Genomic DNA, 24,760 nt, shown 5'->3' on the forward strand with positions numbered 1-24,760 from the left:
ATACGAAGAAAGGACAATGACCACCAGTCTTCTATCGGCGGGGAAATCATCGCACCGGAGAAACATCGAAGACGGCTGTTTCAGGAAAACAGGGAAAATTGGAAAAATTTGTCTATAGATTTTATAGATTATTTTGTTCCATAGCCCTGTCGATTTCAGCAATGAGATTTTCGAACGCCCGAAGAATGGCTCTTCGGGCGCATGTGACCTGCCGACTTCTTCCAACATCTACAGGAGATTTCCATGAGCAAACCGGTTTTCGTCAATCAAGTCATTCCCGATGCCGATGTCATTCCGCTGACCGGCCGTGTCGGCGCCGAAATCAGGGGTATCCGTCTCGGCGGAGATCTTTCGGATGCAACGGTGGCGGCCATCAACCAGCTTCTCCTGAAACACAAGGTCATCTTCTTCCGCGATCAGGGACATCTTGACGATTCCGAGCAGGAATCCTTCGCACGCCGCCTGGGCGACCTCGTGCCTCACCCGACCCAGGGTCCGGCGGCCGGCACGGCTTCCATCCTCAACCTCGATTCCAGCCGCGGCGGCGGCAGAGCGGACCAGTGGCATACCGACGTCACCTTCGTGGACGCCTACCCGAAATTTTCCGTCCTTCGCGGCGTCGTCATTCCGGCGGCCGGCGGTGACACGATCTGGTCCAACACCCATGCCGCATACGAAAGCCTGCCGGCGCCTCTCAAAGCGCTGGCGGACAATCTGTGGGCCGTTCACAGCAATGCCTATGACTACGCCGCCGTGCGCCCTCGCGCCACCGCCGAAGAGAAGAAGCATTTCGAGGAAGTGTTCACGTCGACCGTCTACGAGACCGAGCATCCGGTCGTGCGCGTCCATCCGGAAACCGGCGAAAGATCGCTGCTGCTCGGCAACTTCGTTCAGCGCCTCGTCGGCGTGTCGAAGACCGACTCCGCCAAACTCTATGAGGTATTCCAGTCCTACGTCACCGCCCCGGAAAATACCGTGCGCTGGCGCTGGAGAGCCGGGGACGTGGCGATCTGGGACAACCGCGCGACCCAGCACTATGCCGTCAACGACTATGGCGACCAGCACCGCATCGTGCGCCGCGCCACCGTCGACGGCGACGTCCCCGTCAGCATCGACGGTCGCCGCAGCATAACCCATGTCAAAACGGTCAAGCCGAAAGCGCAGGCCGCCTGAGCGCGGCCCATCGGCTAAGGCACGCCGACATGACATGCCCTCCCCTCTCATCAGGGGATCGGCGAAAAGACACCTAGTTGACGCCGAGGAACTGCTTCAGCTCCGCGGTCTGCGGGTTGGCGAAGACCTCTTCAGGCGGGCCGATTTCGTGGACCCGGCCCTGATGCATGAAGACGACGCGGCTGCAGACGTCGCGGGCGAACTTCATCTCGTGCGTAACCATCAGCAGCGTCATTCCCTCGGCGGCAAGCTCGCGCACCACGGCAAGGACTTCGGCGACCAGTTCCGGATCGAGGGCGGAGGTGATCTCGTCGCAGAGAAGGGCTGTCGGCTGCATGGCGAGCGCGCGGGCAATGGCGACGCGCTGCTGCTGGCCGCCCGAGAGTTCGTCCGGATAGGCATCGAACCTGTGACCCAGCCCCACCCGCTCCAGCATCTTGCGGGCGGTGGCCTCGGCTTCGGCCTTGGGCGTCTTTTTGACCACGGTCTGCGACAGCATGACATTGCCGCCGGCGGTCAGGTGCGGGAAGAGGTTGAACTGCTGAAAGATCATCCCGACCTTGAGGCGCAGCGCCTTCAGATGCACCTCGTCATCGAGCAGCTGCGCGCCGGCAACCGAGATGGACCCGTCGGTGATGGTCTCCAGGCCGTTGATGCAGCGAAGCAGGGTCGATTTGCCCGAACCGCTCCTGCCGATGATGGCAATGACCTCGCCTGGCTCGACATTGAGGTTGATGCCTTTCAGCACCTCGTTGGTTCCGAAGCTCTTGCGAACGTCAGTGATTTCGATGAGCGACATTGAGCTTCCTTTCCAGGATCTGGCTGCTTTTCGACAAGGGCCAGCAAAGGGCGAAGTAGATGAGAGCGACGAGCCCATAGACGGTGAAGGGCTGGAAGGTGGCGTTGGTGACCACGGTGCCGGCTTTCGACAATTCGACGAAGCCGATGATCGAGGTCAGCGCCGTGCCCTTGACGATCTGGACGGAGAAACCGACGGTTGGCGGGATGGCAATCCTCAGTGCCTGGGGAAGGATGACATGGCGCATCTGCTGGAGGCGCCCCATGCCGAGGCTGGCGGAAGCCTCCCACTGGCCCCTGGCGACCGCTTCGACGCAGCCACGCCAGATTTCAGTCAGAAAGGCCGCGCTCCACAGGATGAGCGCCAATCCTGCGGCAAGCCAGGCCGGCACGTCGATCCCGAAGAGGCCGAGCCCGAAAAAAGCGATGAAGAGCTGCATCAGCAGCGGCGTGCCCTGGAAGAGCTCGACGTAATATTTCGCGAACGCCCTGAATGCCCTGCGCTTGCTGATCCGCAGGAAGAGCAGGCCCAGTCCGACCAGGCCGCCGCCGAGAAACGAGACGAGCGAAAGAAGGATCGTCCAGCGCGTGGCGAGCAGCAGGTTGCGCAGGATGTCCCAGAGTGTGAACGTGATCACCGTGCTGCTCTCCTCGGGAAAATGAACCAGCCGATCAGGCCCAGCACCTGCCGAAGCAGGATCGCCAGCGCGAGATAGATTGCGGTCGAGACGATGTAGGCCTCGAAGGCGCGGAAGGTCCGCGACTGTATGAAATTCGCGGCGAAGGTGAGATCCTCGGCTGCAATCTGCGACACGACCGCTGAGCCGAGCATGACGATGACAACCTGGGACGACAGCGCCGGCCAGATGCGCTGCAACGACGGCACCAGAATGACATGGCGGAAGGTCTCGAAGCGTGTCATCGCAAGGCTCTCGCCCGCCTCGAACTGGCCTTTCGGCGTTGCCTGGATGCCGGCGCGGATGATCTCGCAGCTATAGGCGCCGAGGTTGACGACCATCGCAAGATTGGCCGCCGTCAATTCGGAAAGCTGGAGGCCAAGCGACGGCAGGCCAAAAAAGATGAAGAAAAGCTGGATCAGGAACGGCGTGTTGCGGATCAGTTCGACATAGCTCGCAACGACCGGCTTCAACCAGGCTGGACCGAGCGCGCGCACCCAGGCGCAGACGATGCCGAGCGAAATGCCGAGCACTCCGCCGATCGCGATCAGCTCAAGGGTGATCAATATGCCCTTGATGATCTGGGGGTAATATTCAAGCAGCCAGCCGAATTCGAAATGGTAGCTCAAGGAGTTGTCCCTCCTGCAGTGACGAACATCCGTCATCCCGCGTGCCGGTACGGGATGACGGATGTGAGATTTGATCGTTACAGATCCGACGGGAGGTCGGCGCCGAGCCACTTCTGCGAAATGGCGTTCAAGCTGCCGTCGGTTTTGGCGGCGGCGATAATGCCGTTTACCTTCTCCAGAAGGGCCGGCTGTTCCTTGTTGAGACCGATGTAGCAAGGCGAATTCTTGATGAGGAACTTCAGCTCGGGACGCTTGGGAGGGTTCTTGGCGAGGATCGCGGCGGCCACGACGTTGCCGGTCGCAACGATATCGACCTGGCCGGACAGGAACGCCGAGATGGTGCCGTTATTGTCCTCATAACGCTTGATCGTTGCGTCGGCCGGCGCGATTTTCGTCAGCTCGAGATCCTCCACTGCGCCACGCGTGACGCCGATGCTCTTGCCCGCGAGATCTTCCGCCTTGGCGACCGAAAGACCGGCCGGCCCGAAGACGCCGTTGAAGAAGGGGGCGTAGGCAGCGGTGAAGTCGATCACTTTTTCCCGCTCGGCATTCTTGCCAAGGCTCGAAATGACCAGATCGACCTTGTTCGTCTGCAGGTAGGGAATGCGGTTGGCGCTGGTGACCGGCACGAGTTCGGTTTTGACGCCCAGCTTTTCAGCGATGAGATTGGCCACATCGATATCGTAGCCCATCGGCGCCATATCGGTTCCGACGCTGCCGAAAGGCGGAAAATCCTGGGGTACGGCGACACGCAGCGTACCGCGCGCCGTGATGTCGGCAAGAGCATCGGCGTGAGAGGCAGGGGCGAAGCCGAAGCTTGCCGCGAGCGTCGCGATTGCGAAGAAAACTCTTCTTGTCAGCATGTTGGTTTCTCCTTTGAGGTTATGGCTTTTTAGGTCTGAACGGTTGGGAAACGGGAGACACGGCCCTGGGAGGGAGCGACAGGGAGTTGCGCAGTTCCGAGAGCGGATCCGGGCGTGAGGTAAGGTCGAGACCCATTTCCACCTCGTCCAGATGTTCGACGGAGAGCTCCGCAGCTCTGACGAAATCGCCGGCCTGCATGGCCTCGAAAATGCGGCAATGCCCGTCGTGAGACTGTGCCGCATGAAACTCGGACTGATAGAGCATCGAAATGAGGATGGTCCTCGCCGTCAGGTCGCGGAGGATATCGACCAGGATGCCGTTTCCGCTCAGTTCCGCGATACGGATGTGGAAATCGCCCATCAAATAGGTGAGACGCTGGCGGTCGCCGGAAGCCAGCGCGCCCTTTTCCTCGTTCAAATGCGCTGCGAGAGCTTCGTGTCCCGCATCCGTCAGCGACCGCATGCTGCGCAGCAATCCGGCCTCGATGACGCGCCGCGCCTCATAGACCGCGATCGCATCTTCGGCGGAGGGCTCGACGACGAACCAGCCACGTCTCGGGCTGACATGGACGATGCCGCGCGTTTCCAGGCGCATCATGGCTTCACGGACGCGGGTGCGAGACACGCCGAAAAGTGTGGCCAGCTGGTTTTCGCTGAGACGCGTACCGGGACGAATCCTGGCTGAAAGAATCCCGGAGACGATCGTCTCCTCGATGGTCTTCTGCGTAGTCGCGGATGCGTGGCTATCTTGCATACAAGACAGAAAAGCAAAGCACGTGCCAAAATCCCGTGCTCAGGATTTTCAGGAGATCCCGGCTCTGCTGCACATATTTTGCGCGCTGGCGATGCACGACTGAGCGTAAATTAGGCGCGCCGCTCCTACCAGAGCTTCATGTGCCGGTTGACGTCTTTGTAGAGCAAGTATCGGAACCGGCCGGGGCCACCGGCGTAGCATGCCTGCGGGCAGAAGGCGCGCAGCCACATGAAGTCACCGGCCTCGACCTCGACCCAATCCTGGTTCAGGCGATAGACCGCCTTGCCTTCCAGCACATAGAGACCATGCTCCATGACATGGGTTTCCATGAAGGGGATCACCGCGCCCGGCTCCAGGGTCACGATATTGACATGCATGTCGTAGCGCACATCGGCAGGGTCGATGAAGCGGGTCGTGCCCCAGCGCCCGTCGGTGTCGGGCATGGCCCGGATCGGATGGTCGTCCTCATGCGTGAAGATCGCCGGCGGCGGCTCCAGCCCCTCGACCTCCTGAAACGCTTTCCTGACCCAGTGGAAGATCGCCGCGGTCGAGCCATCGTTTTTCAGGCGCCAGGCCGAGCCGGCCGGGAGATAGGCGAAGGAGCCGGCGCGCAGCGCATGGCTGACGCCGTCGAGTTCCACCGTCATGCCGCCTTCGACGACGAAGAGCACGGCTTCGGCGCGTTTGTCGGGCTCCGGCCGGTCGCTCCCGCCGCCCGGCTGAACCTCCATGATATATTGCGAGAAGGTCTCGGAGAAACCGGAAAGCGGCCGTGAGAGAACCCATGCGCGCGTTCCCGTCCAATGTGGAAGGAGGCTCGTGACAATATCGCTCATGACACCGCGGGGGATGACCGCGTAAGCCGTGGTGAAAACGGCTCGGCCGGAAAGCAGCTGGGTCTGTGGCGGCAAACCGCCAAGCTTCGAATAATACTCTGTCTTGTCCATTTGTACGGCTTTCCAGGCAGGTGTCTCTACATCTGCTTTATGCGCGCCTGATCCGTTAGGCAACTCCCAACCCGGACGAGCGATCGGCCATCACCAGATGGCCCGGCCCGACCGCGCGATAGGAGGCGCTCGGTGGCTGATAGTCGACCGGGCGCATCGGGCTCTTGATCTCGTCATTGGCCACCATCCGCTTTTCGTGGCGGCGATCCGGATCGGGCACCGGCACGGCCGAAATCAGTTTCTTCGTATAGGGGTGCTGCGGATTTTCGAAGACGGCGGCGCGCGGGCCGATCTCGACGATCTCGCCGAGATACATCACCGCGACGCGATGGCTGACGCGTTCGATCACCGCCATGTCGTGCGAGATGAACAGGAAGGCGAGGTCGAGGCTCTGCTGCAGGTCCAGCATCAGGTTGATGACCTGCGCCTTGATCGAAACATCGAGTGCGGAGACACTTTCATCGGCAACGATCACCTTTGGCCGCAAGGCAAGCGCCCGGGCAATGCAGATACGCTGACGCTGGCCGCCGGAAAATTCATGCGGATAACGCGACGCCATATCGGGGGACAGGCCGACCTTCACGAGCAAGTCGGCGACGACCTCCCTAGCCTGTTTCGCACTGCCCATCCCATGCTCGATATAGGGTTCGGCGATCGACGCGCCGACCGTCATGCGCGGATTGAGGCTGGCGAACGGATCCTGAAAGATCATCTGCACGGATTTGCGCATCTCACGCAGATCCTTCCTGTCGAGGCCGAGCACTTCCCTGCCCTCGACGAGCACGGAGCCGGCCTGCGGCTCGATCAGACGCATGATGGCGCGGCCGGTCGTCGATTTGCCGCAGCCGGATTCACCGACGAGCGACAGCGTCTCGCCGGCATGGAGATCGAAGGAGACGTTTTCGACCGCATGCACGCGGCTGGTCAGCCGATTGAAGAGGCCGGAATGAATGTCGAAGCGCTTGGTGAGGTTTTTCACCTGCAGCACCGGCTTTGCCGCCACCGTATCGGCGGCCTCGGCGGGAATGTCCGATTCACCGGTCGCCGTGTTGACCACGGGAAAACGCAGCGGCCTTTGCCGGCCCCGCATCGAGCCGAGCACCGGTACGGCCGATAGCAGCGCCCTGGTATAAGGATGTCTGCCGCGGTGGAAGATATCGGCGGTGGCGCCGCTTTCGACCTGTTCGCCGCGATACATCACGACAGTCCTGTCGGCGATCTCGGCAACGACGCCCATATCATGGGTGATGAAGAGAACCGAGGTTCCCTCCTCGTCCTGCAGCATCTTGATGAGATCGAGGATCTGGCCCTGGATCGTCACGTCGAGCGCCGTCGTCGGCTCGTCGGCGATCAGAAGCTTCGGCCGACTGGCGAGCGCCATTGCGATCATCACCCGCTGGCGCATGCCGCCGGAAAAACGATGCGGATATTCGTCGAATCGCGACGCGGCCGAGGGGATGCGGACCTTCTCCAGCAGCCTGATCGTCTCGGCCCTGGCATCTGCCTTGCTCATATCGGAATGGCAGAGCAGCGCTTCGGAAATCTGGTCGCCGATGGTGAAGAGCGGATTGAGCGATGTCATCGGCTCCTGGAAGATCATCGCCACCTCATTGCCGCGCACTTGCCGCATGGCATGTTCCGGCAAGGCCAGCAGGTCGCGTCCACCAAGCATGACGCGGCCCTCGATGCGGCTGGTGTCGGCCTGCAGCAGCCGCATGATCGACAGCGACGTGACGCTCTTTCCCGAGCCGGATTCACCGACGATCGCTACCGTCTCGGCCGGCGCGACGGTGAAGGAGACGTCGCGCACGACCGGTTTCCAGGCGCCGTCCACCAGGAACGACGTCGTCAGCCTGTCGACGGAAAGGACGGGAGCGGCTGTCTCTATCGGTTGCGGCTGGACGCTGGCCATATCGGCTCCTCTCGGGTTCAATCCGGCCAGCGCAGCAACCCGTCGAAACGGTGCCGGCTGCGGTTTTCGATGGGCGTGGCGATGATCTCGTTCGAGGCGCGCGCCTTGTCGAGTTCTTCACCGAGGCGGTTTGCGACGATCACTTCCTGGCCCGGATGCAGGTTGCACGGATCGAGATAGAAATAGCGGTGCTCCACCTCATGATCGCGCACGATGATCGGCGGACTGCCCTTGGCGAGCGCATCGGCCAGATCCCAGGCGGTGATATGGGCCTGCTCTGGGTCGACGATGAGACGCAGCCGGTCGAGTGGGTTGTTGGTCGGGTCGGGCTCGATCAGTGCGGTGACGCCGGGACGGCCGTCGAGCGTCTTTTTCCAAAGGTTGAGATAGCCGGTTTCGCGCTCCCGGATGCCAGCATGGTCGCGGCGCTCCCAGGCTTCGAGTGCGGCCATGACGCCAAAGATGCTCTCCTTGCCGACCTTCATGCCGCGGCCGATGCCCATATTCTGCAGGAACGCATGGCGCACCTGCTCTTTCCGGCCGGCGACGATGCCCGAGGTCGGACCGCCGAGGAACTTGTGGCCGGAATAGAGCGCGATATCGGCCCCCTGCTCCAGGAAGATCCTGAGATCATATTCCGAGGCCGCGTCGACGATGACAGGCACACCCTTGGCATGGGCGATCTCGACGAATTCCTTGAGGTTCAAGAGGCCGTAGTCGACGACATGATGGGAAACGACATAGACGGCGGCAGCCGTCTTGTCGGTGATGGCGTTTTCCATGTGGAAGCGATGGGTCGAAGTCGCCTGTCCCACAAGCACGACCTTGCCGCCGGCAAGCCGGATCGCCTGGTCGACGGGCGCGCCATAGCTCACCACATGGCCCATCTGCACCAGCACCTCGTTCTTTTCGGGCACGGCATCCGGCAGCTTCTCGATCGCCAGCAGATTGTTGCCAGTGATGGCGCCGGCGACGGCGAGCGAAATGCCGGCCGAGCAGGAGGCGGTGACGAAACCCGCCTCGCCGCCGGTCAGCCGGGCAATGACGGCGCTTGCCTTGCGCTGCAGGTCGTTGATCTCGACGAAATGCGGTAGGATCGACGCCATCGCCTCGATCGCTTCCGGCACGACGATGGAGGCGCCGAGGCTGGTCATCGTGCCCGATACGTTGATGACGGGGCGAAGGCCGATCGATGGTCTCATATCAGTGGGCATGAAGTTCTCCAGAATTCCGGGTCGGCAGCGGCATAAGATGGAACGCTGCTCTAAATATGAAAGGTCTCATCAGCCGTGCAAGGCGACGATGGCCTCGATCTCGACGGTGATGTTGCCCGGCAGCGAGCCGAAGCCGACGGCCGAACGGGCATGTTCGCCGGCCGGCCCGAAGACTTCGATCAAGAGATCCGAGCAGCCGTTGATGACGCTCGGATGATCCTCGAAATCGGGCACGGCATTGACCATGCCGAGCAGCTTGACCACCCGCTTGACCCGGGAAAGATCGCCAAGCGCGTCATGCATGACCGACAGCAGATTGATACCGGTCAGCCGCGCATGGCCATAGGCCTCTTCGACACCGACGCCGCCGGCGCCGACCTTGCCGGCATGCAGATAGCCGTCGGCCTCGCGCGGGCCTTGGCCGGAGAGATAGAGCATGTTGCCCTCCAGCACATGCGTCACGAAATTGGCGATCGGCGGCGGCGGCGGCGGAAGCTCGATGCCGAGCGCGGCAAGCCGTTCATAGGGCGAGCTCTCAACCGTGTCTGCGGCGGGAAACTGATTCACGCTAACTCCTGTCATGCGAATTCGATTGGCGAATGTCATTTGGCCGACGTTTCGTCGGCGGATTAAAGGTCCTTGCGAAGTCTTGGATCGAGCATGTCCCTCAGGCCGTCGCCGACCATCTGCAGCGACAGCACGGAGAGGATGATCGCGACACCGGGAAAGAGCGTCATCCAATCGGCCTGGCCGATATATTGCCGGCCGGCGGCGATCATCGTTCCCCAGGTCGGGATCTCGGGGCTGACGCCGAGGCCGAGGAAAGACAGGCCGGCTTCGGCGAGCATGGCGCTGGCGAAGAGGAATGTGCCCTGCACCAGGATCGGCGACAGCAGATTGCGCAGTACATGCCGCGTCATGATGTGGAAGGTCGAAATCCCAAGCGCCCTCGCCGCCTCGACATAGGGCAGCTCACGAATGACGAGCGTCGAGGCACGGACGATGCGGGCAAGGCGTGGCGCATAGACGATCGACAGCGCGATGATGACGGTCGTCAGCGACGGACCGAGGGCGGCGACGAGCGCGATCGCCAGCAGAATATCGGGAAATGCCATCATCGCATCGATCAGCCGGGCGATCGGCGTATCGAGCTTCTGGAAGAAGCCGGCAAGCAGGCCGAGGGTGACGCCGATCAGCGCCGAAAGAGCGACGACCGCGGCACCGACCAGCAGCGACAGACGCCCGGCGAAGATCGTGCGCGAGAAGACGTCGCGGCCGAATTCGTCCGTGCCGAAGAAGAAAATCTCGCTCGGCGGCTTCAGCCGGTTGACAATGGAAAGCTTGGACGGGGAATACGGCGCCACGACAGGCGCGAAGGCCGCGAGCAGCACGAAAATCGTCAGGATCAGCAGGCCGAAGGCAACCGTCTTGCGCTTCAGCAGCCGCCTGGCGAATTTGCTGCCTTCGCTTTCGACGGGCTTGATTGCGATATCGGCCATCAGTAGCGCACCCTCGGATCGACCAGCAGGTAGAGCATGTCGATCGCAAAATTGATCAGCACGTAAAGGGCGGCGATGACGAGCAGCGCGCCCTGGATGACGGGATAGTCGCGGCGCAGAACCGCCGAGACGACGAGATTACCGACACCCGGCAGGCCGAAGACGGTCTCGGTAACGACGGCGCCCGAAATCAGCACCGCCGCCGTCAGGCCGATCACCGTCAGGATCGGGATCAGCGCATTTTTCAGCGCGTGCTTGAGGATGACCTTGCGCTCGATCAGCCCCTTGGCGCGCGCCGTGCGGATATAATCGTCGCCGAGCACATCGAGCATCGAGGCGCGCGTGAAGCGCAGGATCAGCGCCGAGGAGACGATGCCGAGCGCAAAGGCCGGCAGCGTCAGGTGATACATGCGCTCGAGGAAACTCGAGCCGGGGCCGCCATAACCGGAGACCGGGAAGAGGTTGAGCCTGACCGCGAAGAACTGCATCAGGATGAGGCCGAGCCAGAAGCTCGGAATGCTGGCGGCGAGCATGGCAAGCGTCGTTGCCGCCTGGTCGACCAGGGAGCCACGCCGATAGGCGGCATAAATGCCGATCGGCAGCGCGATGACGCTGGCGATGACGAGCGAGAACAGAGTCAGGAAGAAGGTCGGTTCGGCGCGGTCGAGCAGGGCCGAAGTGACCGGCATATTGAGAAAGATCGACTGGCCGAGATCGCCCTTCAGCAACTGGCCGATATAATAGACATATTGCAGGCCGAGCGACTGATCGAGGCCGAGCCGGCTTCTGAGATCGGCAATGTCCTGCGGCGTCGCATCCGGCCCGAGCATGACGGCGGCCGGATCTCCCGGCGTCACGCGCACGATGACGAAGACGATCGTGACGACGAGGAACATCACGACGATCATGCCGAACAGGCGCTGGAGGATGTAGCGGATCATCCGAACCTTGCTCCTACCATCGGTGCATGTGGCATCGAGACGGAATCCGCCACCCACCGCCCCTCATCCCTGTGCTTGTCACAGGGATCCAGCCACGGCGCGTCCGCGCCGTGATTGACCCTTATTCGGTCAAAGAGTCCTCCGCGCCCAAGGACTTGGGCGCACTGGATTCCTGTGACAAGCACAGGAATGAGGGAGCGACTGGTGGGCACAGGAATCACCCCATCACTTCTTGATCGAAGCGTTCCAGAAATACGGCCACGGAGCCGGATCGACACCTTCGAGCTTGACCGATTTCGCCGAGACGGCATTGAAATCGCCGATCTTCATGAAGGGCGCATCTGCATAAACCGCCTTCTGGACATCGGCCCAGAGCGCCACCCGCTTCTTCGGATCGACTTCGGAAGTGAAGGCATCCACCGCAGCCTTGCGGGCCGGCGTGTCCCACCAGCCCGGCGAGCTGGTCGAGAGCGAGCCGATGAGAGCCGGCTCCGGCAGGAAGGGGCTGTGGGTGATGTAGATATCCCAGAGCTTCGGATCGGTGCGGCGTTGCGTCAGCGTCGCCCAGTCCACCACCTGCATATCGACGGTGAAGCCGGCAAGCTTCAGATATTCGGCGGCGACCTGCGCCATCTTGTAGTGGAACTCGTACTGCCGGCTGGTCAGGATGCGGATCGGCTCGCCATTGTAACCGGCCTTCTTGGCGGCAGCCGCCGCCCCTTCCGGATCGGCGACATTATAGGCCCCCTCGACGCCGGCATCCGTCGACCAGGCAAAGGTCTTCGGATAGATCGAGCCGTCGAGCGCGTAGAAATCCGTGCCGCCGAAGGCTGCGGCCAGCATGTCTTCCATGCTGAGCGCCTGACGGATCGCCTTGCGAACCTCGACATTCCCGGCAACACCTTCCTTCGTGTTGAAGACGAAGACCGGATAACCGAAGGGCTTCAGCATGACCGGCTGCGAGGCTGTGGAGGCCTTCAGCTTGTCGTAGGATTCGACCGGAATCGAATCGACGTAATCATACTGGCCTGAGATGGCGGCCTCGACGCGGGTGTTCGGGTCCGGCACCGGCACGAAGCGGATCTCGTCGAGGTATTGATGACGGGCGCCGCCATAACCGTTGCTATCGCCTTCGCGCGACTTGTAGCCGTCGAAGCGAACGAGCTGGATATACTGGTCGGCCTTGCGCTCCTTCAGCATATAGGGGCCGGTGCCGATGAAGTCCTTCATAGGCTCGTCCTGCTTTTCGGCGGGGATGATGATCGCGGCCGAATTGTTGAAGGCGAGCAGCGAGGTCAGCGGCGCATAGGGCTGCTTCAGCGTGATGGTGACGGTCGCCGGGTCGGTCGCGGTGATCTTGTCGATGAAGCCAGCCACCTGCTTGCCGCGCGAGGCGATCTTCATCCAGCGGCCGAGCGAGGCGACGACATCTTCCGAGGTCATATCGCTATTGTCGTGGAACTTGATGCCGGTCCGGAGCTTGATCGTATAGGTTTTGCCGTCGGCGCTGATCTCGGGCAGGCCTTCGGCCAGAAGCGGCGTGACGTTCCAACTCTTGTCGAAAGTGTAGAGCGTTTCAAAAATATGCTGCGTGACGATGCCGACGAGATCGGCCGTCGACGACATCGGATCGAGCGTCGGCGGCTCGCCGATGGTGGCGACATTGATGACGCCGCCCTTTTCCTGGGCAAGCAGGGTCGACGGCAGGGCGACAAGCGCAGTGCCGAGCAGGAATGCGACCAGTGTTTTCATGATAGGCTCCCGTTTAGTTCCACTATTATGTAAGTCATCTTTTTGTAACAGAATAAGAGAGGAAACTATCGTGTCAAGCCGAAGCCGCGGATTATGTCGTCGGCAGAGCTCGGAACGCCTGAAAGAGCACGACATCACCGGCCGCGACTGGCCACATGCGCAAAGACCGCGCATCATGCAGGCATGAAGAATCGGCGGCGCCAGGTTTCAACCAAGGGGGGATGGGATGAGCATCGATTTCAACGCGGGAAAATGGCGGAACGAGCCGGCCAGCTGGCACGCCGACGAAACCGGCCTGACGATGACAACGGACGAAAAGACCGATTTCTGGCGCGAAACCTATTACGGCTTCACCCGCGACACCGGCCACTTCCTCGCCTTTCCCACCGGCGACAGCTTCACCGCGCAGATCCGCATCCAGGGTGAATTCCGCACCCTCTACGACCAGGCGGGCCTGATGGTGCGCATCGACGAAAGACGCTGGGTGAAGACAGGCGTCGAATTCACCGACGGCGAACCCTTCCTCAGCACCGTCGTCACCGACGGAAAATCCGACTGGTCGGTGGCACAGCCCTTCAAGGAGCTCGAGGATTTCCGCATCCGCGTCACCGTTGCCAACGGAGCGATGCGTATCCAGGCCTCACGCGATGGGCGCTTCTGGCCGCTGCTGCGGCTAGCGCCCTTCCCGGCTGCCGAGCGGTATGAGGTGGGACCGGCTGCGTGTACGCCAGAGCGCAGTGGGTTGATGGTGCGGTTTTCGGAGTTTTCGGTTAGGCCGGCGATTACGACAGGGCTGCATGATTTGAGTTGAGGAACGCTGTAATATGTTCAAACGCCGGCTGATATTCTCCCCGGCCGACTGCGCCTTTTAGCGGAACCGGCGGCGGCTGAAGTCCCATCTTCACTCGTGCATGTCGTACTCTCGACGGCAATACACAAATCCAGATAATTGGTCCAAGTCTTTGAATGGCAAAGCTGCGTGGGAACATTCCACGTCGATACGCTCTACCAATCCGGAATCAACAGAGGCGAAAATATTTGTAGATAATACTTCTATACTTTCCATATCAAAATCAGTTGGCTCACGATCCATGTAATACCTTAAAAGAAGAGTTTTCTCATCGTATCCGGCAGCAATGGCCCTAATTTCTGGATAGACCTCCCCAAGCAGGCTCTGCCAAATATGAAGGATCAGCCAGTTTGGAAGTTTGTTCACCGTTGTCGCCTTTGCACGCAGAATTAATTCAAAAGCTCACATAGCAGGCTGCCAAGAATGGTTTGAACCCTAGCTGAATCCGTCAATGGTCAGCGGGCGACCGGCGCTTAACCTGAAATTACCGGATGCGACATACTGGAAATGCCACCAGATACCGCGTGACCGCTCTATCAAGGACTATTCGGTCCAAAAATACGTTGATGTTCTTCCCGCATTCGTTCGCCGAGAAGTTTGACGACCGGATCAGCTGAAGACCCGTCCGGTGGAAGATGCTCGATAAAGGAAACTGATATCAATTCCGTCAACGATTCACTTTGGCCCCCAAAATTATCCTCCAAGTAGGTGAGGAAGCTTATTACCCACTCATCGTCAGGAACGCGTTCAACAAGCCGGCAATAATCTGCCATCAATAAATGAGGCAGGATTGCACCGTCATTGTCTTTCAAATGTTCGGCTAACACATCTTCAAGCTGCTTAAATTTGAAAGCTGCCCCCGCTGTAAATGACACACAAACAGTTCGCGCCACGGTATTCATTTTAGCGTGCCAAGAATATCTCAGATTATATACACATATATATCCCACTCAAATTCAGATCACCTAATGAAATTCCATGCATTTTCTTCCAAATTCATTTCCCTAGCTAGGTCCTGAATGGCTATCAGCTCCTCTGGATTCGACACTACGTCGCACTCGTACAATTGCACGCATAGATTTTCTAACGCGACAACACATTCATTGTGCTCCACCAGAGATATGTACTCCCGAATATATTCTCCGCCTAACCGCTCGTTAAAATCACTGATAAATTTAATTAATCGCTTCTCGATTTCCATCCATTCGCACCTCAAGAGTGTGAGTAACGAAGCGCTTGCTGCGAAAAAGAATTCCCGAGACTACCAATCAGCTAACCTGCGTCGACCAAATTCATTTCGGGCGCCGAAAGGCAGTCAACTCGGCGCACAAACACCGGCAAGAGATTTTAAAAATCCGGGTCGTCCTTGCAATCTCCAGTCATCACACATTTGGAGCCGATTGATGTTTTGTGTGGCAACCGGCTGAGGAACTCACATGCCCACATGTGTTGAGCGAAATCGGAATCCACGTCCGTGCCATCAATCATGACTGTTCCGCGTCTGACGACAAGCTGTACTGTCCCGCCTGCGATCTGGAGGGCGATTATTCTGATGAATATATTCGCGAATTGGCATGGCCGCATGGCCACTGCGACCTTCGTCCACTTTTCATCCCCCTTATGCTGAGCCAGGTCCGCTATCTCTGAAAGCAAAACTCCATCGTCGGCTTCGATCCTCTCACCGAGTCTTTCCAGGCCCATCTTATCGGCCTTCTCAACCAGCCCAGCCAGTTCAACTGCGATCTGCTGAGCACCGTTGCCGTCGTTAAACCGTTCGAGTGCGGATATCAGCTGCGCCGAATCCATAGCGTGGATGCGGGCAACGCAACGACCGCACAGAAAGCGGCCATAAATTTATTTCGGGACATCCAAAGTACCTGCTGATGCATTTTAACAGCGGCGATATCGACTGCGTCTTGGAGTTGTTCAACGTTGGGAACGACGGGTTTCCGGCCGCTTTCCAAGCCACAACCTTAAAGAACCTCTCCCAGAACCGCTTGCGCGAACCCAACGGCTGTGCGTTCTACAATTCGGAACAGGCGGAGGCGCGCTTTGCTGTTCACTTAAAATCTACTTGGCAAGCAGACAGGGGAAAACTGCGCCCGTCTGAAATTAAGAAGTTTCCATCTTCGATTCGAGCCAGCAACAGGCCAAGACTCATTGCGCCGGCATTAACATCTTTTCTCCAACCTTCGACGTCACCGTGATACTCAATCGCATGGAATAGGGGGCCGCCCGGCGGCGTAATCCTGCACCCACTTTCATTCAATCCTCCTCGCGTCGCTGCCCTCGGCTTAACGTTTCGGGTGAGATTGCTGAACTGCTTAGCGAATTTGTTTTTCCCATCATCTGAGAAATACGAAAACTCGACGCCATCAACAGTCTCCGTACCGGGAATGACCCGCGCATTACGCCGCTCAAATTTGCCTCCGAGTATTCTTTCCAGCCTACCGAGTTCGCCAGTCATCACCCCCTCCTTTACTTGATTGGAGTAAGTAAAAATTTCACGTTTGATATGCCATTCGCAAGAAACACCTTCGAGTAATAGTTTGCGAACTGGACGCTATTAGTGTGGTAAATTACGCCACCTGCAAACGCTTGCGAATATTTCTTTGCTTGTGCTAACACCTTCGCCTGCTCCGTCTTCGACCATGACCAGGAACCGATACTGCCGAATGGGTTTCGGATCGATTTTGTCCAGTTGGCAACATATTTTGCTTCAACTGCGGTCAGTTTTCCATCTATTCGCGTGACGTCGTCTGCAACACCATTGACTATCTCACCGTCAATCACGGTCTGGTATTTACGCTCGTCGGCTGTCGCGTTGTCGTATTTTGCTCGCACATTTTCTTCATAATTGTCTGCTCTTTCGCCAGTCGTCCTGCCATCAACGGTGACAGGAGCCGTTTCGAGGAGCTGATCTCCCTTAATGCTTAGTGCTGGATCGGAAGGATCAAAATCACCTTGTATCTTTGGTCTGACTCCTGCCAGCCCCTCGGCAGTTCGGATGTCATCCATGCACAGGAAATCGCAGGCGCCCAAAGTCGTGGTAATCGAGCGGGCAAGCAAGCCTTCGAACTCACTAAAGAGAGGAGTGCCCGCAGTCACCTGAGCAAGATATTGCCAAGTCTCGCCTTCTACATCGCTTTGCCACCCGTAGAGTGTGTTTGCAATCGCCATAGGGGACGCATTCGGATCCAGCGTCCAATCGGTATTCCCGATAAGGACGCGCATCTCGTCGCCGGCTTTAATTTCGTTCAGGTGGTCACGAACACAACTCAGATTATTGCCGCACAATTTGAGCGCGGTGAGGTTCGCGCGCGATTGCACAATCGCCGTGTTCCAGGCGCTCTGGCGACATGAAACCGGGTTGGCCACTTTCTCACACGCGGCGAATTTCTCATACAATTCCTGCAGTTCTTTGTGTTTGAGATAATTGTTTTGGTAGTTGGCCGCCCCGTAGGCAGCACCTTCGCCGCCACCAATGATTCCGCCGATACCCGCCGTCAGACTCGCTCCGATCAGCTTGGCGAGCGCAGCGCCCTCCGGTGTCCCTTCGTATTTCGTGCCCTTAAGCATGCCGTTGACGAGCTCGGCGATGGCCGGCGCCATCAAGGTCGTAGCGGCGCCGCCAAGAGCGGCCTTAATCGCTCCCTCCCAACCGTTGACGCCACCAAGGATACCGCCACCGATCGCATGGAGAGCCGCACGGCCGACACCACCTTCCTTCCAGTAATCCATTCCGGCTTGGTCTTCGTTCAGGGCAGCCTGCTTGTAGAATTCGCTGGCAATGTCGCCCACCAATCCCGCCATGGTCTTCTGCGCTTCCTGCAGATCGGCCTGCGTCTTGTACTGGTCACGCAGGATGTTCCGCAAATCCGGCAGGCCGGGCAGCGAGGAGTTGGTGTTGTCAGTATCTCGACGGATCGTACCAATATCCTGCGTCTGATGCTCCGGATCGGTGATGGTGATGCTGATATTGCCACCGATGGCCGAATAGGCCTTGCCGGTTTCGCTCTCTCCGTCATTGACCTTTGCGAGGCTCAGGCCGCCGGAGCCGATCGAAGCGCCGTACGTGTCGGCCTTCCAGCGCGAATGGGTATCGACGTCAGTCACCTCGAGCGTACCGGTTTTGAATTGATTCTGGTTGGTCGATGCCTCACTGGTGATCAGCCCGCCCACGAGCGTCGTCTTCTTGTCGATGGTCAGATCGAGACCACCGGTGCCGGCATGGATGCCGGACTGCTCCGCGACGATGGCGGCGTCGCCCGTCGCCTTCTGCGTCGCACCGGATGCGCTGAAGCCGTCGGAGCCGATCGAACCGGAGAGATTGAGCTGGCGGGCCTCAGCAGTCGCCGTGTCCACCAGGCTTTCGACCGTCAGGTTGCGGACGGCGGCGGTCACCGAATTTCCGGTAACGGTAGCGCCTCTCAGAGTGAGGTCGTTGGTGAGGATGGTAACGTCGCCGGTGCCATTGACATGAGTATTATAATGCGTGAGCCCCGTCGTGCCGTCATTGCCCTTGCCGTAGGATCCGCTGACGTTGACGCCGGGTGTGCCGCAACCGGACTTCGTGCCGCACTTCCAGCTGACGCCGACGCCGACGCTGTAGGACGAGTTCTGGCTAGATGTATCTGACGTGCCAATCGGGGCGTTGAGATTGATATTTCCGTTCTGCGCCGACAGGAAAATATCGCCGGCCAGCGGATCATCAGAGAGCGTCGGCAGGCCGAATTTGTCATAACCGGCAGCGATTTGCGCCCCTTCGCTGGTGATCGAGCCGTTCTCAGCCTCCAGGGTGATCGAGCGGCCGGCACGGATGCCGGTCACGACTGGCGTCGAAGATGACGAAGACGAACTGCTTTCCTGATGGTTGATACCAGCCGACAGCGAGACCGAGAAACTGAGACCTTTCGCCTCGGGCGACGTGTCCGTCAATTGCTTATATGCTTCCTTCAGACCCTGGTAGCCCTGATAGAAGCCAAGGGCTGCGATGGTGGTGTTGGTGACTGCGTTGACGCGAGTGTCGCCGGTCAACCGCTCGGACGAGTTCATGATGCTCTGGGCTGCACTTCCCAACTGACTGGAAACGGAGAGCGTCACGCCAGCGAAGGTCTTTTCGTGAATCTCCTCGTAATTGGTCTTATCCGCTGCCGAGAGAAGGTTGATGTCCTTGCCGGCGAAGAGGTTGACATCGCGCTCGGCTGAGGCCCCCGCAGCCTGCAGATTGACATTGTTACCGGCGGAGATGTTGAGGTCGCGGCCGGCAGACAGTATTGAGGCTGCGTTGGTGTTGGATTGCTGCGCCGAGCTGTCCTTGCTCGTCTGCGCGCCGATGCCTACAGAGAAGCCGCCCCCACTCGAACCGAAAGAAATGCCGAAGCCGGACTTCTTCTCCTGCTCGGACTGCGAGAAGCTCTCTCCGCCAGGCGTGACGTTGACATCACGCTTGGCTGACAGATTGATGTCGTTCTCGGCGTCGACGGACGAGCCCATAATGTTCAAATCGGTGTCTCGGGCCGTCAGATTGACATCCTGGCCCGCCGAAAGTGCCGAGCCGACATTCAGCGTCGACGCCTGGGCGCCCTTGTTCTGCTGGCTGCCGTAGATCGAAATGAAGCCGCCACCGCCGCCGATGCCGAAGCCGGATTTCTTGCGCTGCTCTTCGAACTCGTGGGTTTCTTGCGCCCCGATGATCGAAACGCTGTCGCCTTCGACGGAGATCGAGCCATCGGCATTGGCGCTGGAACCCGCGATCACTGCCGCGCCACCAGCGTTCAGGCTGATATTGCCGGATGCGCCGAGCTCGGAAGCGACCGTCGTCTCGTCATAGCTCTTGTAGCTGGACGAGCCCTTGGACAGGAAACCGCTGCGCGAGCCCTTGTCGTCCTTGGCGGTGGTGTCCTTGCCGGAGGCGACGACGAGGTCGCCGCTGGCGGTGATGCTCAGGTCTGCCGCGGCGCCGCCCTCCTTGCCGGCCTCGATCTTCGAAGCCGAGATGACCGTGTCCTTGCCCGAGGTGATGTCCACACCGCCGCCGCCTGTGATGGCGGAGCCGACGGCTGTCGTCGTTTCGAGATGCGTGGTGGTCTTCTCGCTCTTGCCGAGGAAACCGCCCTTGGTGCTGAGCCTGGTGTCGAGGGTCGCGGTGTCGGTGGCTTCGGCGATCGTCACATCGCCGTCGGCCTTGAGAGCGAGCTTGCCGTCGGCGGAAAGCTTGCTGCCGACGATGTTGAGGTCGTGATCGCCGCTGCCGCTGCCCGCCGTCACCGAGAGATCGCCGCCGGCCGATATCTCCGAGCCGACATGGATGATCGACGAGGCGGACTTCTTGCCGAAGGTGGATGCGGAATGCTCCTGCGCGGCTGTGATGTTGATATCGTCGCCGGCGGTGAGCGCGACATTGCCGCCGGCCTTGACGGAGGAGCCGGAGAGCAGGATGTCGTCGTCGGCCTTGATGGTCGCATTCGTGCCGGCGGAAAGCTGCGATTGCTGCTGGTCGGTGGAGAGGGTCCTGGTGTAGCCGGATTGGTTGTTGCGGGCGACGTCGGTCGACACCACGGCCACCGAGCCCTTGTCGGCAATCACATCGAGCGTCGTGCCCGCTTTGGCGGAGCTGCCGATGACGTTGACATTGTCGGTGGCCTCGATCGTCAGAGCCTTGCCGCTGGCGATCTGGCTGCCGGTGGCATTTTGCTGACCTGCGTTTTCGACCTTGGCGGCAGCCAGCGTCACATTCTTGCCGGTGAGCGTGGCGTCGCCTGTTGCATTGACCTTGACGCCCTTGAGAGCGAGATCGCCACTGCCGCCGGCGAGCTCCAGAGCGCCGCCTGCCGTCACGCCTGCATTGGTATTGACGACGTTCTGGCCGCCGATCGTCATCGTCTGGGCGGCGAGCGTGATGCCGTTGGTGGCATTGAGCGCCGTGTCGCCGCGCGACAGGAACGTGCCGCTGCCCTGGATGGAGCCGCCGGAGACGGTAAGGCTGCCATTGGATGCGATCAGGCCGGAATTGGCGAGATTGCCGACCGTCATGTTGACCGAGCCGCCCGCCATGGCGGCGCCGGCGCCGGTCAGCTTCTGCCGGTCGGCGGCGGCGACGTAGACGACAGGCGCCAGCACCGGGACGCCGTTGACGGTCTGCCACTGATAGAGAACGATCGACTTGGTGAGAGCTGCCGCCTGCTCAGGCGTGAGGCCTTGGCCGACGGCCAGGTGGTGATCCTTGGCATAGGTGGCGCCGTTGTCGAGCAGCGCCTTCATCTGCTCGATGGCGCTGCCGCCGGCGATGAAGGTGCTTCTGCCGAGTCCCTCGCCGACGAGCTGCCGCAACTGCGTGTCGATCAGCTGGTTCTCGAAATAGGCATCTCCGAGGAACGGCACCGTCGTCTCCGGCTGATAGCCGATTTGATCCATGAAATAACCGGAGCCATAGAACTTGCCGACATCAAGGTAGGCTGCGCGGGTTTCGAACAGGAAGGTCTGGTGGGCTATCTTACCGCCGAAGCCGCCGGAATCCGGGTTGGCGGGAGGTAGAAGGGCGGCACTGCCGAGCCCCGAATTGACGTTGAACAGCGCGCCGCCGGCCGTCAGGCCGGTGAGCGCCGACAGCGGATCGCCGGGATTGCTTGCGGCGGTGACGCTGGCGCCACCGGCCATAGAGCCGGCCGCCGATGTGTTGCTGACGCTGCCGAAATCGACGGAGAGCACGCCGCCGGCCTTGATGTTGGCCGATACGCCGCCGATCGCCTGGACGGAACTGACGATCGTAGAGCCGTTGGCGATGTTCTTCGAGGGATTGGCGGTGCCGTTGGCATTATAGGCGGTGCAGGTGCCCTGGGCATGGCAGGTCGTCGTCGTCGTGCGAAAAAGGCTGACGCCTGTATTGGTCAGCGTCGAGCCCTCCAGCGTCGCGTCGCCGCCGGCCTCGATCGAGCTGTAGGAATTGGTCAGATTCGTGGCGTCGATGGTGAGGTCGCGGCTCGCCCGGATCGTCGCTTCGGGGCTGAGCGTACCGACCAACCGGTCCTCGTAGACCGACTGGCTGAGATTGGACGACCAGTCCCAGGTATAGGTCGTGCTTTCGTCCGAGCCGCTGAAATTGACCTCGTCGACGATGAAATAGCGCGACGGATTGTTTGGATCGACGACGGGATTGCCGTTCGCATCCCTCGGCACGCGGTCCCTGATCCAGTCGATGATCGGGCCGACCTTCTCGGGTCCGTCGGCCGAAATCCAGGTCCAGGCATGATAGACGGTGCCGTCGGCGAGCGTCGCCTTCGACCAGAGCAGCGGCTCATAATCCTGCCACAAGGCCGGATCGACGCCGGCATAGAGCTGGTACATGTTCTGATCGGCGGTCTCGAGATAACCGAAGGGCAGGCCGGCAGCGACGGGATTGAGCGTGAAGCCGCTGACGATGCCCGAGGAGACCAGCGTCGCGGTCGTCCATTGCGGCGTGACGGCCCGCCTGTTGGTCAGATTGCTGGTCAGGATGGACATGTCGTTTCCAGCCTGGATCAGCCCGGAAACATTGGTGACCGCCGCATTTCTCTGTAACGCCGTCACCCCGGCAATCGTAAGATCGTTGCCTGATAAGATGGCGCCCTGATTGTTTGTGAGCACGCCGCCGACGAACAGGCTGGCGTCTTGGCCGGCATAGGTAAGCCCCGTGGCGCTGTTGGTGAAATCACCGGAAATGTTGAATGTCAGATCGCGGCCGGCGGCCAATTGCCCGGCATTGGTCAGCGACGGCAGCGTCAGGGTCAGGTCGTTGGCGGCGAGCAGCGCCGTGCCGGCCGAGGTGGAGAGGCCGTTGGCGTTGATGTCGATGTCGCCGGAACCGCCGGCATCGGTAATGGCATTGATCCTGGTGCCGCTGAGATCGGCAGCGCCTGAGAGATTGAGAGTGAGCCTCCCGAGAGTGATGCTGTTATTGCTGAGATTGGCGCTATCGGCGTTGAGCGTCAGCGTGCCGCCGGCGGCGATGTTGCCGGCGCCGCCGTTGGAGAGATCGATGGCGGTGGTGGTGAGCGTCAGGTTGCCGGCAGCGCTGGTGGGATTGCCATAGCTGATCTGGCCGCCCGAGGCCGTGAGCGCTGCGCTGCCAAGGCTCTGCATTTGGGCATAGGCGAGATTCTGGCTGGCATCGGCCGAAAGATCGCCGCTGCTCAGCAGTGCATTGGAAACGGTGATCGAACCATTTGTGGCGGCAAGGCTCATGTCGCCCGCCGGCTGCAGCACCAGTGCGGCATTGGCGGATTGGGCGGTGGCGGCGAGATCGACGCCGGAGGCGATCGTGGCGGCTGCGATCGAGCGGCCTGAGGCAGTGACGTTGCCCTCAGCCAGGACATCGCCCGATATGGCGATGTCGGCGCCGGCGGATAGCGTGAGATTGTTGCCGCTGACAAGCGAGGCCGCGGCGATCGAGCCTGACGTTGCCGTGATCGCCAGCGCATCGGCGCTCTTTACCGCACCGGCAATCTGGATGTCGCCCGAGGTGGCGGACAGGGTGAGCGCATCCCCGGCCATGACGCTGCCGGCCGCAATACCGGCGGACGACGTCATCTGGACGTTGGCGGCACTGTTCACCTCGCCTGCGACACTCAACAACCCGCTGCCGCTGGACAGCAGGATATCGTCATCGGCGGCGACCGTATCGAGGGTGATGCCCTGGTCCGCCTGAACGGCGACCTTTGCCTTCGACGTGACCTTGGAAGCCGTCACCTTCGCCTTCGAGGAGATCGAAACGCCCTGCTGGCCGGAGACGTTGCCGAGCGAAATCTTGCCGTCGGCCGACAGAGACAGTTCGCCCGCATTCGCGGCCAGATTGCCGCTCATGCGCACGCCGGCGCCCTGCTCGGTGACGACGATCTTGATGCGGCCGGCCTGCATGGCGCCGAGCGCCGTGCCGTCGATCGCATATTCCGGCGTGCCCGACGTCGCCGCAAGCGGCGTGGCATTACCGGTGTCGTAATTGAACTGATTGCGGCCGGCCGTGACCCGAAGATCTTTGCCATAGACCGGGCCGTTGACGTGGACGGCGCGCGAGACGATGTCGAAGAGATCGACCGCACCGGGCCCGGCGGCGAAATTGCCGCCGTTCGGTCCGATGGTGACGTCGCCGCCATTGACGGTAAAGCCGTTGAGCTTGCCGTCGGCGCCGATATCGGGCGCACCCGTGGTCAGCGTCGCATGCGGCGTGTTGATGAAGCCGCAGCCGTCGCAGGTGATGCCGTTCGGGTTGGCGATGATCACGTCGGCTTTCCCGCCGAACACCTCGATCGCGCCGTTCAATGCCGAGCGGTTGCCGCTGATCACCTCGTTGAGGATGACCGATGCCGGACCGGATGAGTTGAGATTGGCATTGCCGGGCGTTACGCCGCCAAGATTGGAGTTGCCGATCTCGCCCTTGAAGTTGTTGAGGATGAGGCCCGGTGTGCCGACGTTGAAATTGTCGTATTTGTTATGAGAGAGGCCCTGGCTGTTCGGCGTGACGATGTCGATGAGCGGCACGCCGTTCGGCGCGGTGCCGACACCCGGCTGGTTGGCGGCGGGCACCGTGCTTGCCGAGACCGACTGGGCATTGGCAAGCATCGGCTGGAAGACCAGCAGCGCGCTGAGTACGACGGCAAGCGATCGATTGGCAAGCCTGCCGAGTCGGCAGCCAAGACCCCTTGTTTCAGAACCAGGACCGGTTTTCTCACGCATCGTTTTGTCTTTCCAAACGCACAACTGGTTTTGTGTCTCGA

The 24,760-nt window shown here is 60.5% G+C and carries 20 protein-coding genes; 2 read left to right on the forward strand and 18 right to left on the reverse strand.

Going from position 1 to position 24,760, the window contains the following annotated elements; genetic code table 11:
* Window positions 1–243 precede the first annotated feature (243 nt).
* Window positions 244–1,173: a TauD/TfdA family dioxygenase gene (locus ATY78_RS17940; RefSeq protein ID WP_088683654.1), complete on the forward strand. Its 930-nt coding sequence runs from the start codon at window positions 244–246 to the stop codon at window positions 1,171–1,173.
* Between the two features lie 73 nt (window positions 1,174–1,246).
* On the opposite strand, the gene ATY78_RS17945 is transcribed toward ATY78_RS17940, so the two are convergent.
* The 12 genes from ATY78_RS17945 to ATY78_RS18005 form a co-directional block, all read right to left on the reverse strand.
* Entirely contained in the window at window positions 1,247–1,972 is a 726-nt protein-coding gene (locus ATY78_RS17945) for an amino acid ABC transporter ATP-binding protein (RefSeq protein WP_088683655.1), read from the reverse strand.
* Window positions 1,950–2,609 carry an amino acid ABC transporter permease gene (locus ATY78_RS17950; RefSeq protein WP_088683656.1) on the reverse strand — a complete coding sequence of 220 codons (660 nt, stop codon included), beginning with the start codon at window positions 2,607–2,609 and terminating at the stop codon, window positions 1,950–1,952. Before ATY78_RS17950 ends, ATY78_RS17945 begins: the two co-directional genes overlap by 23 nt.
* Window positions 2,606–3,277 carry an amino acid ABC transporter permease gene (locus ATY78_RS17955; RefSeq protein ID WP_088683657.1) on the reverse strand — a complete coding sequence of 224 codons (672 nt, stop codon included), beginning with the start codon at window positions 3,275–3,277 and terminating at the stop codon, window positions 2,606–2,608. The genes ATY78_RS17950 and ATY78_RS17955 overlap by 4 nt, the downstream gene beginning before the upstream one ends.
* Window positions 3,278–3,354: 77 nt before the next feature.
* Entirely contained in the window at window positions 3,355–4,140 is a 786-nt protein-coding gene (locus ATY78_RS17960; protein ID WP_088683658.1) for a transporter substrate-binding domain-containing protein, read from the reverse strand.
* Between the two features lie 19 nt (window positions 4,141–4,159).
* Complete coding sequence (locus ATY78_RS17965; protein WP_088683659.1) at window positions 4,160–4,894, reverse strand: GntR family transcriptional regulator; 735 nt, start codon at window positions 4,892–4,894, stop codon at window positions 4,160–4,162.
* Window positions 4,895–5,019: 125 nt separating this feature from the next.
* Window positions 5,020–5,841: a bifunctional allantoicase/(S)-ureidoglycine aminohydrolase gene (locus ATY78_RS17970; protein WP_088683660.1), complete on the reverse strand. Its 822-nt coding sequence runs from the start codon at window positions 5,839–5,841 to the stop codon at window positions 5,020–5,022.
* Between the two features lie 55 nt (window positions 5,842–5,896).
* Window positions 5,897–7,753 carry an ABC transporter ATP-binding protein gene (locus tag ATY78_RS17975; RefSeq protein ID WP_088683661.1) on the reverse strand — a complete coding sequence of 619 codons (1,857 nt, stop codon included), beginning with the start codon at window positions 7,751–7,753 and terminating at the stop codon, window positions 5,897–5,899.
* A gap of 17 nt (window positions 7,754–7,770) precedes the next feature.
* Window positions 7,771–8,967, reverse strand: a complete 1,197-nt coding sequence (locus ATY78_RS17980; RefSeq protein ID WP_088683662.1) for an aminotransferase class V-fold PLP-dependent enzyme — start codon at window positions 8,965–8,967, stop codon at window positions 7,771–7,773.
* 69 nt (window positions 8,968–9,036) lie between these two features.
* Entirely contained in the window at window positions 9,037–9,549 is a 513-nt protein-coding gene (locus ATY78_RS17985) for a RidA family protein (protein ID WP_088683787.1), read from the reverse strand.
* 47 nt (window positions 9,550–9,596) lie between these two features.
* Window positions 9,597–10,466: an ABC transporter permease gene (locus ATY78_RS17990; RefSeq protein WP_088683663.1), complete on the reverse strand. Its 870-nt coding sequence runs from the start codon at window positions 10,464–10,466 to the stop codon at window positions 9,597–9,599.
* Entirely contained in the window at window positions 10,466–11,407 is a 942-nt protein-coding gene (locus tag ATY78_RS17995) for an ABC transporter permease (RefSeq protein WP_190237485.1), read from the reverse strand. The genes ATY78_RS17990 and ATY78_RS17995 overlap by 1 nt, the downstream gene beginning before the upstream one ends.
* Window positions 11,408–11,632: 225 nt before the next feature.
* On the reverse strand, window positions 11,633–13,159 hold the full coding sequence (locus ATY78_RS18005; RefSeq protein ID WP_088683665.1) for an ABC transporter substrate-binding protein: 1,527 nt from the start codon (window positions 13,157–13,159) through the stop codon (window positions 11,633–11,635).
* A gap of 226 nt (window positions 13,160–13,385) precedes the next feature.
* Here ATY78_RS18005 and ATY78_RS18010 point away from each other — a divergent pair, with 226 nt between their 5' ends.
* The gene (locus tag ATY78_RS18010) at window positions 13,386–13,970 is read left to right on the forward strand and encodes a DUF1349 domain-containing protein (RefSeq protein WP_088683666.1); all 585 of its coding nucleotides are present in this window, start codon (window positions 13,386–13,388) and stop codon (window positions 13,968–13,970) included.
* Window positions 13,971–14,060: 90 nt separating this feature from the next.
* Here ATY78_RS18010 and ATY78_RS18015 read toward each other — a convergent pair whose 3' ends face one another.
* From ATY78_RS18015 to ATY78_RS18035, 6 genes are all read right to left on the reverse strand, one after another.
* Window positions 14,061–14,375: a colicin gene (locus tag ATY78_RS18015; protein WP_088683667.1), complete on the reverse strand. Its 315-nt coding sequence runs from the start codon at window positions 14,373–14,375 to the stop codon at window positions 14,061–14,063.
* 170 nt (window positions 14,376–14,545) lie between these two features.
* A complete protein-coding gene (locus ATY78_RS28240) occupies window positions 14,546–14,911 on the reverse strand; it encodes a hypothetical protein (RefSeq protein ID WP_141105652.1) in 366 nt (121 codons plus the stop codon).
* A 59-nt stretch (window positions 14,912–14,970) separates the two neighbouring features.
* Window positions 14,971–15,210 carry a MafI family immunity protein gene (locus tag ATY78_RS18020; RefSeq protein WP_088683668.1) on the reverse strand — a complete coding sequence of 80 codons (240 nt, stop codon included), beginning with the start codon at window positions 15,208–15,210 and terminating at the stop codon, window positions 14,971–14,973.
* A gap of 146 nt (window positions 15,211–15,356) precedes the next feature.
* On the reverse strand, window positions 15,357–15,815 hold the full coding sequence (locus ATY78_RS18025) for a hypothetical protein (RefSeq protein WP_245313595.1): 459 nt from the start codon (window positions 15,813–15,815) through the stop codon (window positions 15,357–15,359).
* Between the two features lie 253 nt (window positions 15,816–16,068).
* Window positions 16,069–16,476: a hypothetical protein gene (locus tag ATY78_RS18030; RefSeq protein WP_088683669.1), complete on the reverse strand. Its 408-nt coding sequence runs from the start codon at window positions 16,474–16,476 to the stop codon at window positions 16,069–16,071.
* An 11-nt stretch (window positions 16,477–16,487) separates the two neighbouring features.
* Window positions 16,488–24,719: a hemagglutinin repeat-containing protein gene (locus ATY78_RS18035; protein ID WP_245313596.1), complete on the reverse strand. Its 8,232-nt coding sequence runs from the start codon at window positions 24,717–24,719 to the stop codon at window positions 16,488–16,490.
* Window positions 24,720–24,760 lie beyond the last annotated feature (41 nt).

The sequence above is a fragment of the Rhizobium sp. R635 genome, assembly GCF_002211285.1.
Lineage (GTDB): Bacteria > Pseudomonadota > Alphaproteobacteria > Rhizobiales > Rhizobiaceae > Rhizobium.

Excerpts from the sequence above, each read along its gene's own strand:
- ATY78_RS18020 (WP_088683668.1), bottom strand. The coding sequence starts at position 15,210 with ATGGAAATCGAGAAGCGATTAATTAAATTTATCAGTGATTTTAACGAG.
- ATY78_RS17940 (WP_088683654.1), top strand. The coding sequence starts at position 244 with ATGAGCAAACCGGTTTTCGTCAATCAAGTCATTCCCGATGCCGATGTC.
- ATY78_RS17960 (WP_088683658.1), bottom strand. The coding sequence starts at position 4,140 with ATGCTGACAAGAAGAGTTTTCTTCGCAATCGCGACGCTCGCGGCAAGC.
- ATY78_RS17975 (WP_088683661.1), bottom strand. The coding sequence starts at position 7,753 with ATGGCCAGCGTCCAGCCGCAACCGATAGAGACAGCCGCTCCCGTCCTT.
- ATY78_RS18030 (WP_088683669.1), bottom strand. The coding sequence starts at position 16,476 with ATGACTGGCGAACTCGGTAGGCTGGAAAGAATACTCGGAGGCAAATTT.
- ATY78_RS17980 (WP_088683662.1), bottom strand. The coding sequence starts at position 8,967 with ATGCCCACTGATATGAGACCATCGATCGGCCTTCGCCCCGTCATCAAC.
- ATY78_RS18025 (WP_245313595.1), bottom strand. The coding sequence starts at position 15,815 with ATGGATTCGGCGCAGCTGATATCCGCACTCGAACGGTTTAACGACGGC.
- ATY78_RS17965 (WP_088683659.1), bottom strand. The coding sequence starts at position 4,894 with ATGCAAGATAGCCACGCATCCGCGACTACGCAGAAGACCATCGAGGAG.
- ATY78_RS28240 (WP_141105652.1), bottom strand. The coding sequence starts at position 14,911 with ATGAATACCGTGGCGCGAACTGTTTGTGTGTCATTTACAGCGGGGGCA.
- ATY78_RS17985 (WP_088683787.1), bottom strand. The coding sequence starts at position 9,549 with ATGACAGGAGTTAGCGTGAATCAGTTTCCCGCCGCAGACACGGTTGAG.
- ATY78_RS18035 (WP_245313596.1), bottom strand. The coding sequence starts at position 24,719 with ATGCGTGAGAAAACCGGTCCTGGTTCTGAAACAAGGGGTCTTGGCTGC.
- ATY78_RS18010 (WP_088683666.1), top strand. The coding sequence starts at position 13,386 with ATGAGCATCGATTTCAACGCGGGAAAATGGCGGAACGAGCCGGCCAGC.
- ATY78_RS18005 (WP_088683665.1), bottom strand. The coding sequence starts at position 13,159 with ATGAAAACACTGGTCGCATTCCTGCTCGGCACTGCGCTTGTCGCCCTG.
- ATY78_RS17970 (WP_088683660.1), bottom strand. The coding sequence starts at position 5,841 with ATGGACAAGACAGAGTATTATTCGAAGCTTGGCGGTTTGCCGCCACAG.
- ATY78_RS17995 (WP_190237485.1), bottom strand. The coding sequence starts at position 11,407 with ATGATCCGCTACATCCTCCAGCGCCTGTTCGGCATGATCGTCGTGATG.
- ATY78_RS17990 (WP_088683663.1), bottom strand. The coding sequence starts at position 10,466 with ATGGCCGATATCGCAATCAAGCCCGTCGAAAGCGAAGGCAGCAAATTC.
- ATY78_RS17945 (WP_088683655.1), bottom strand. The coding sequence starts at position 1,972 with ATGTCGCTCATCGAAATCACTGACGTTCGCAAGAGCTTCGGAACCAAC.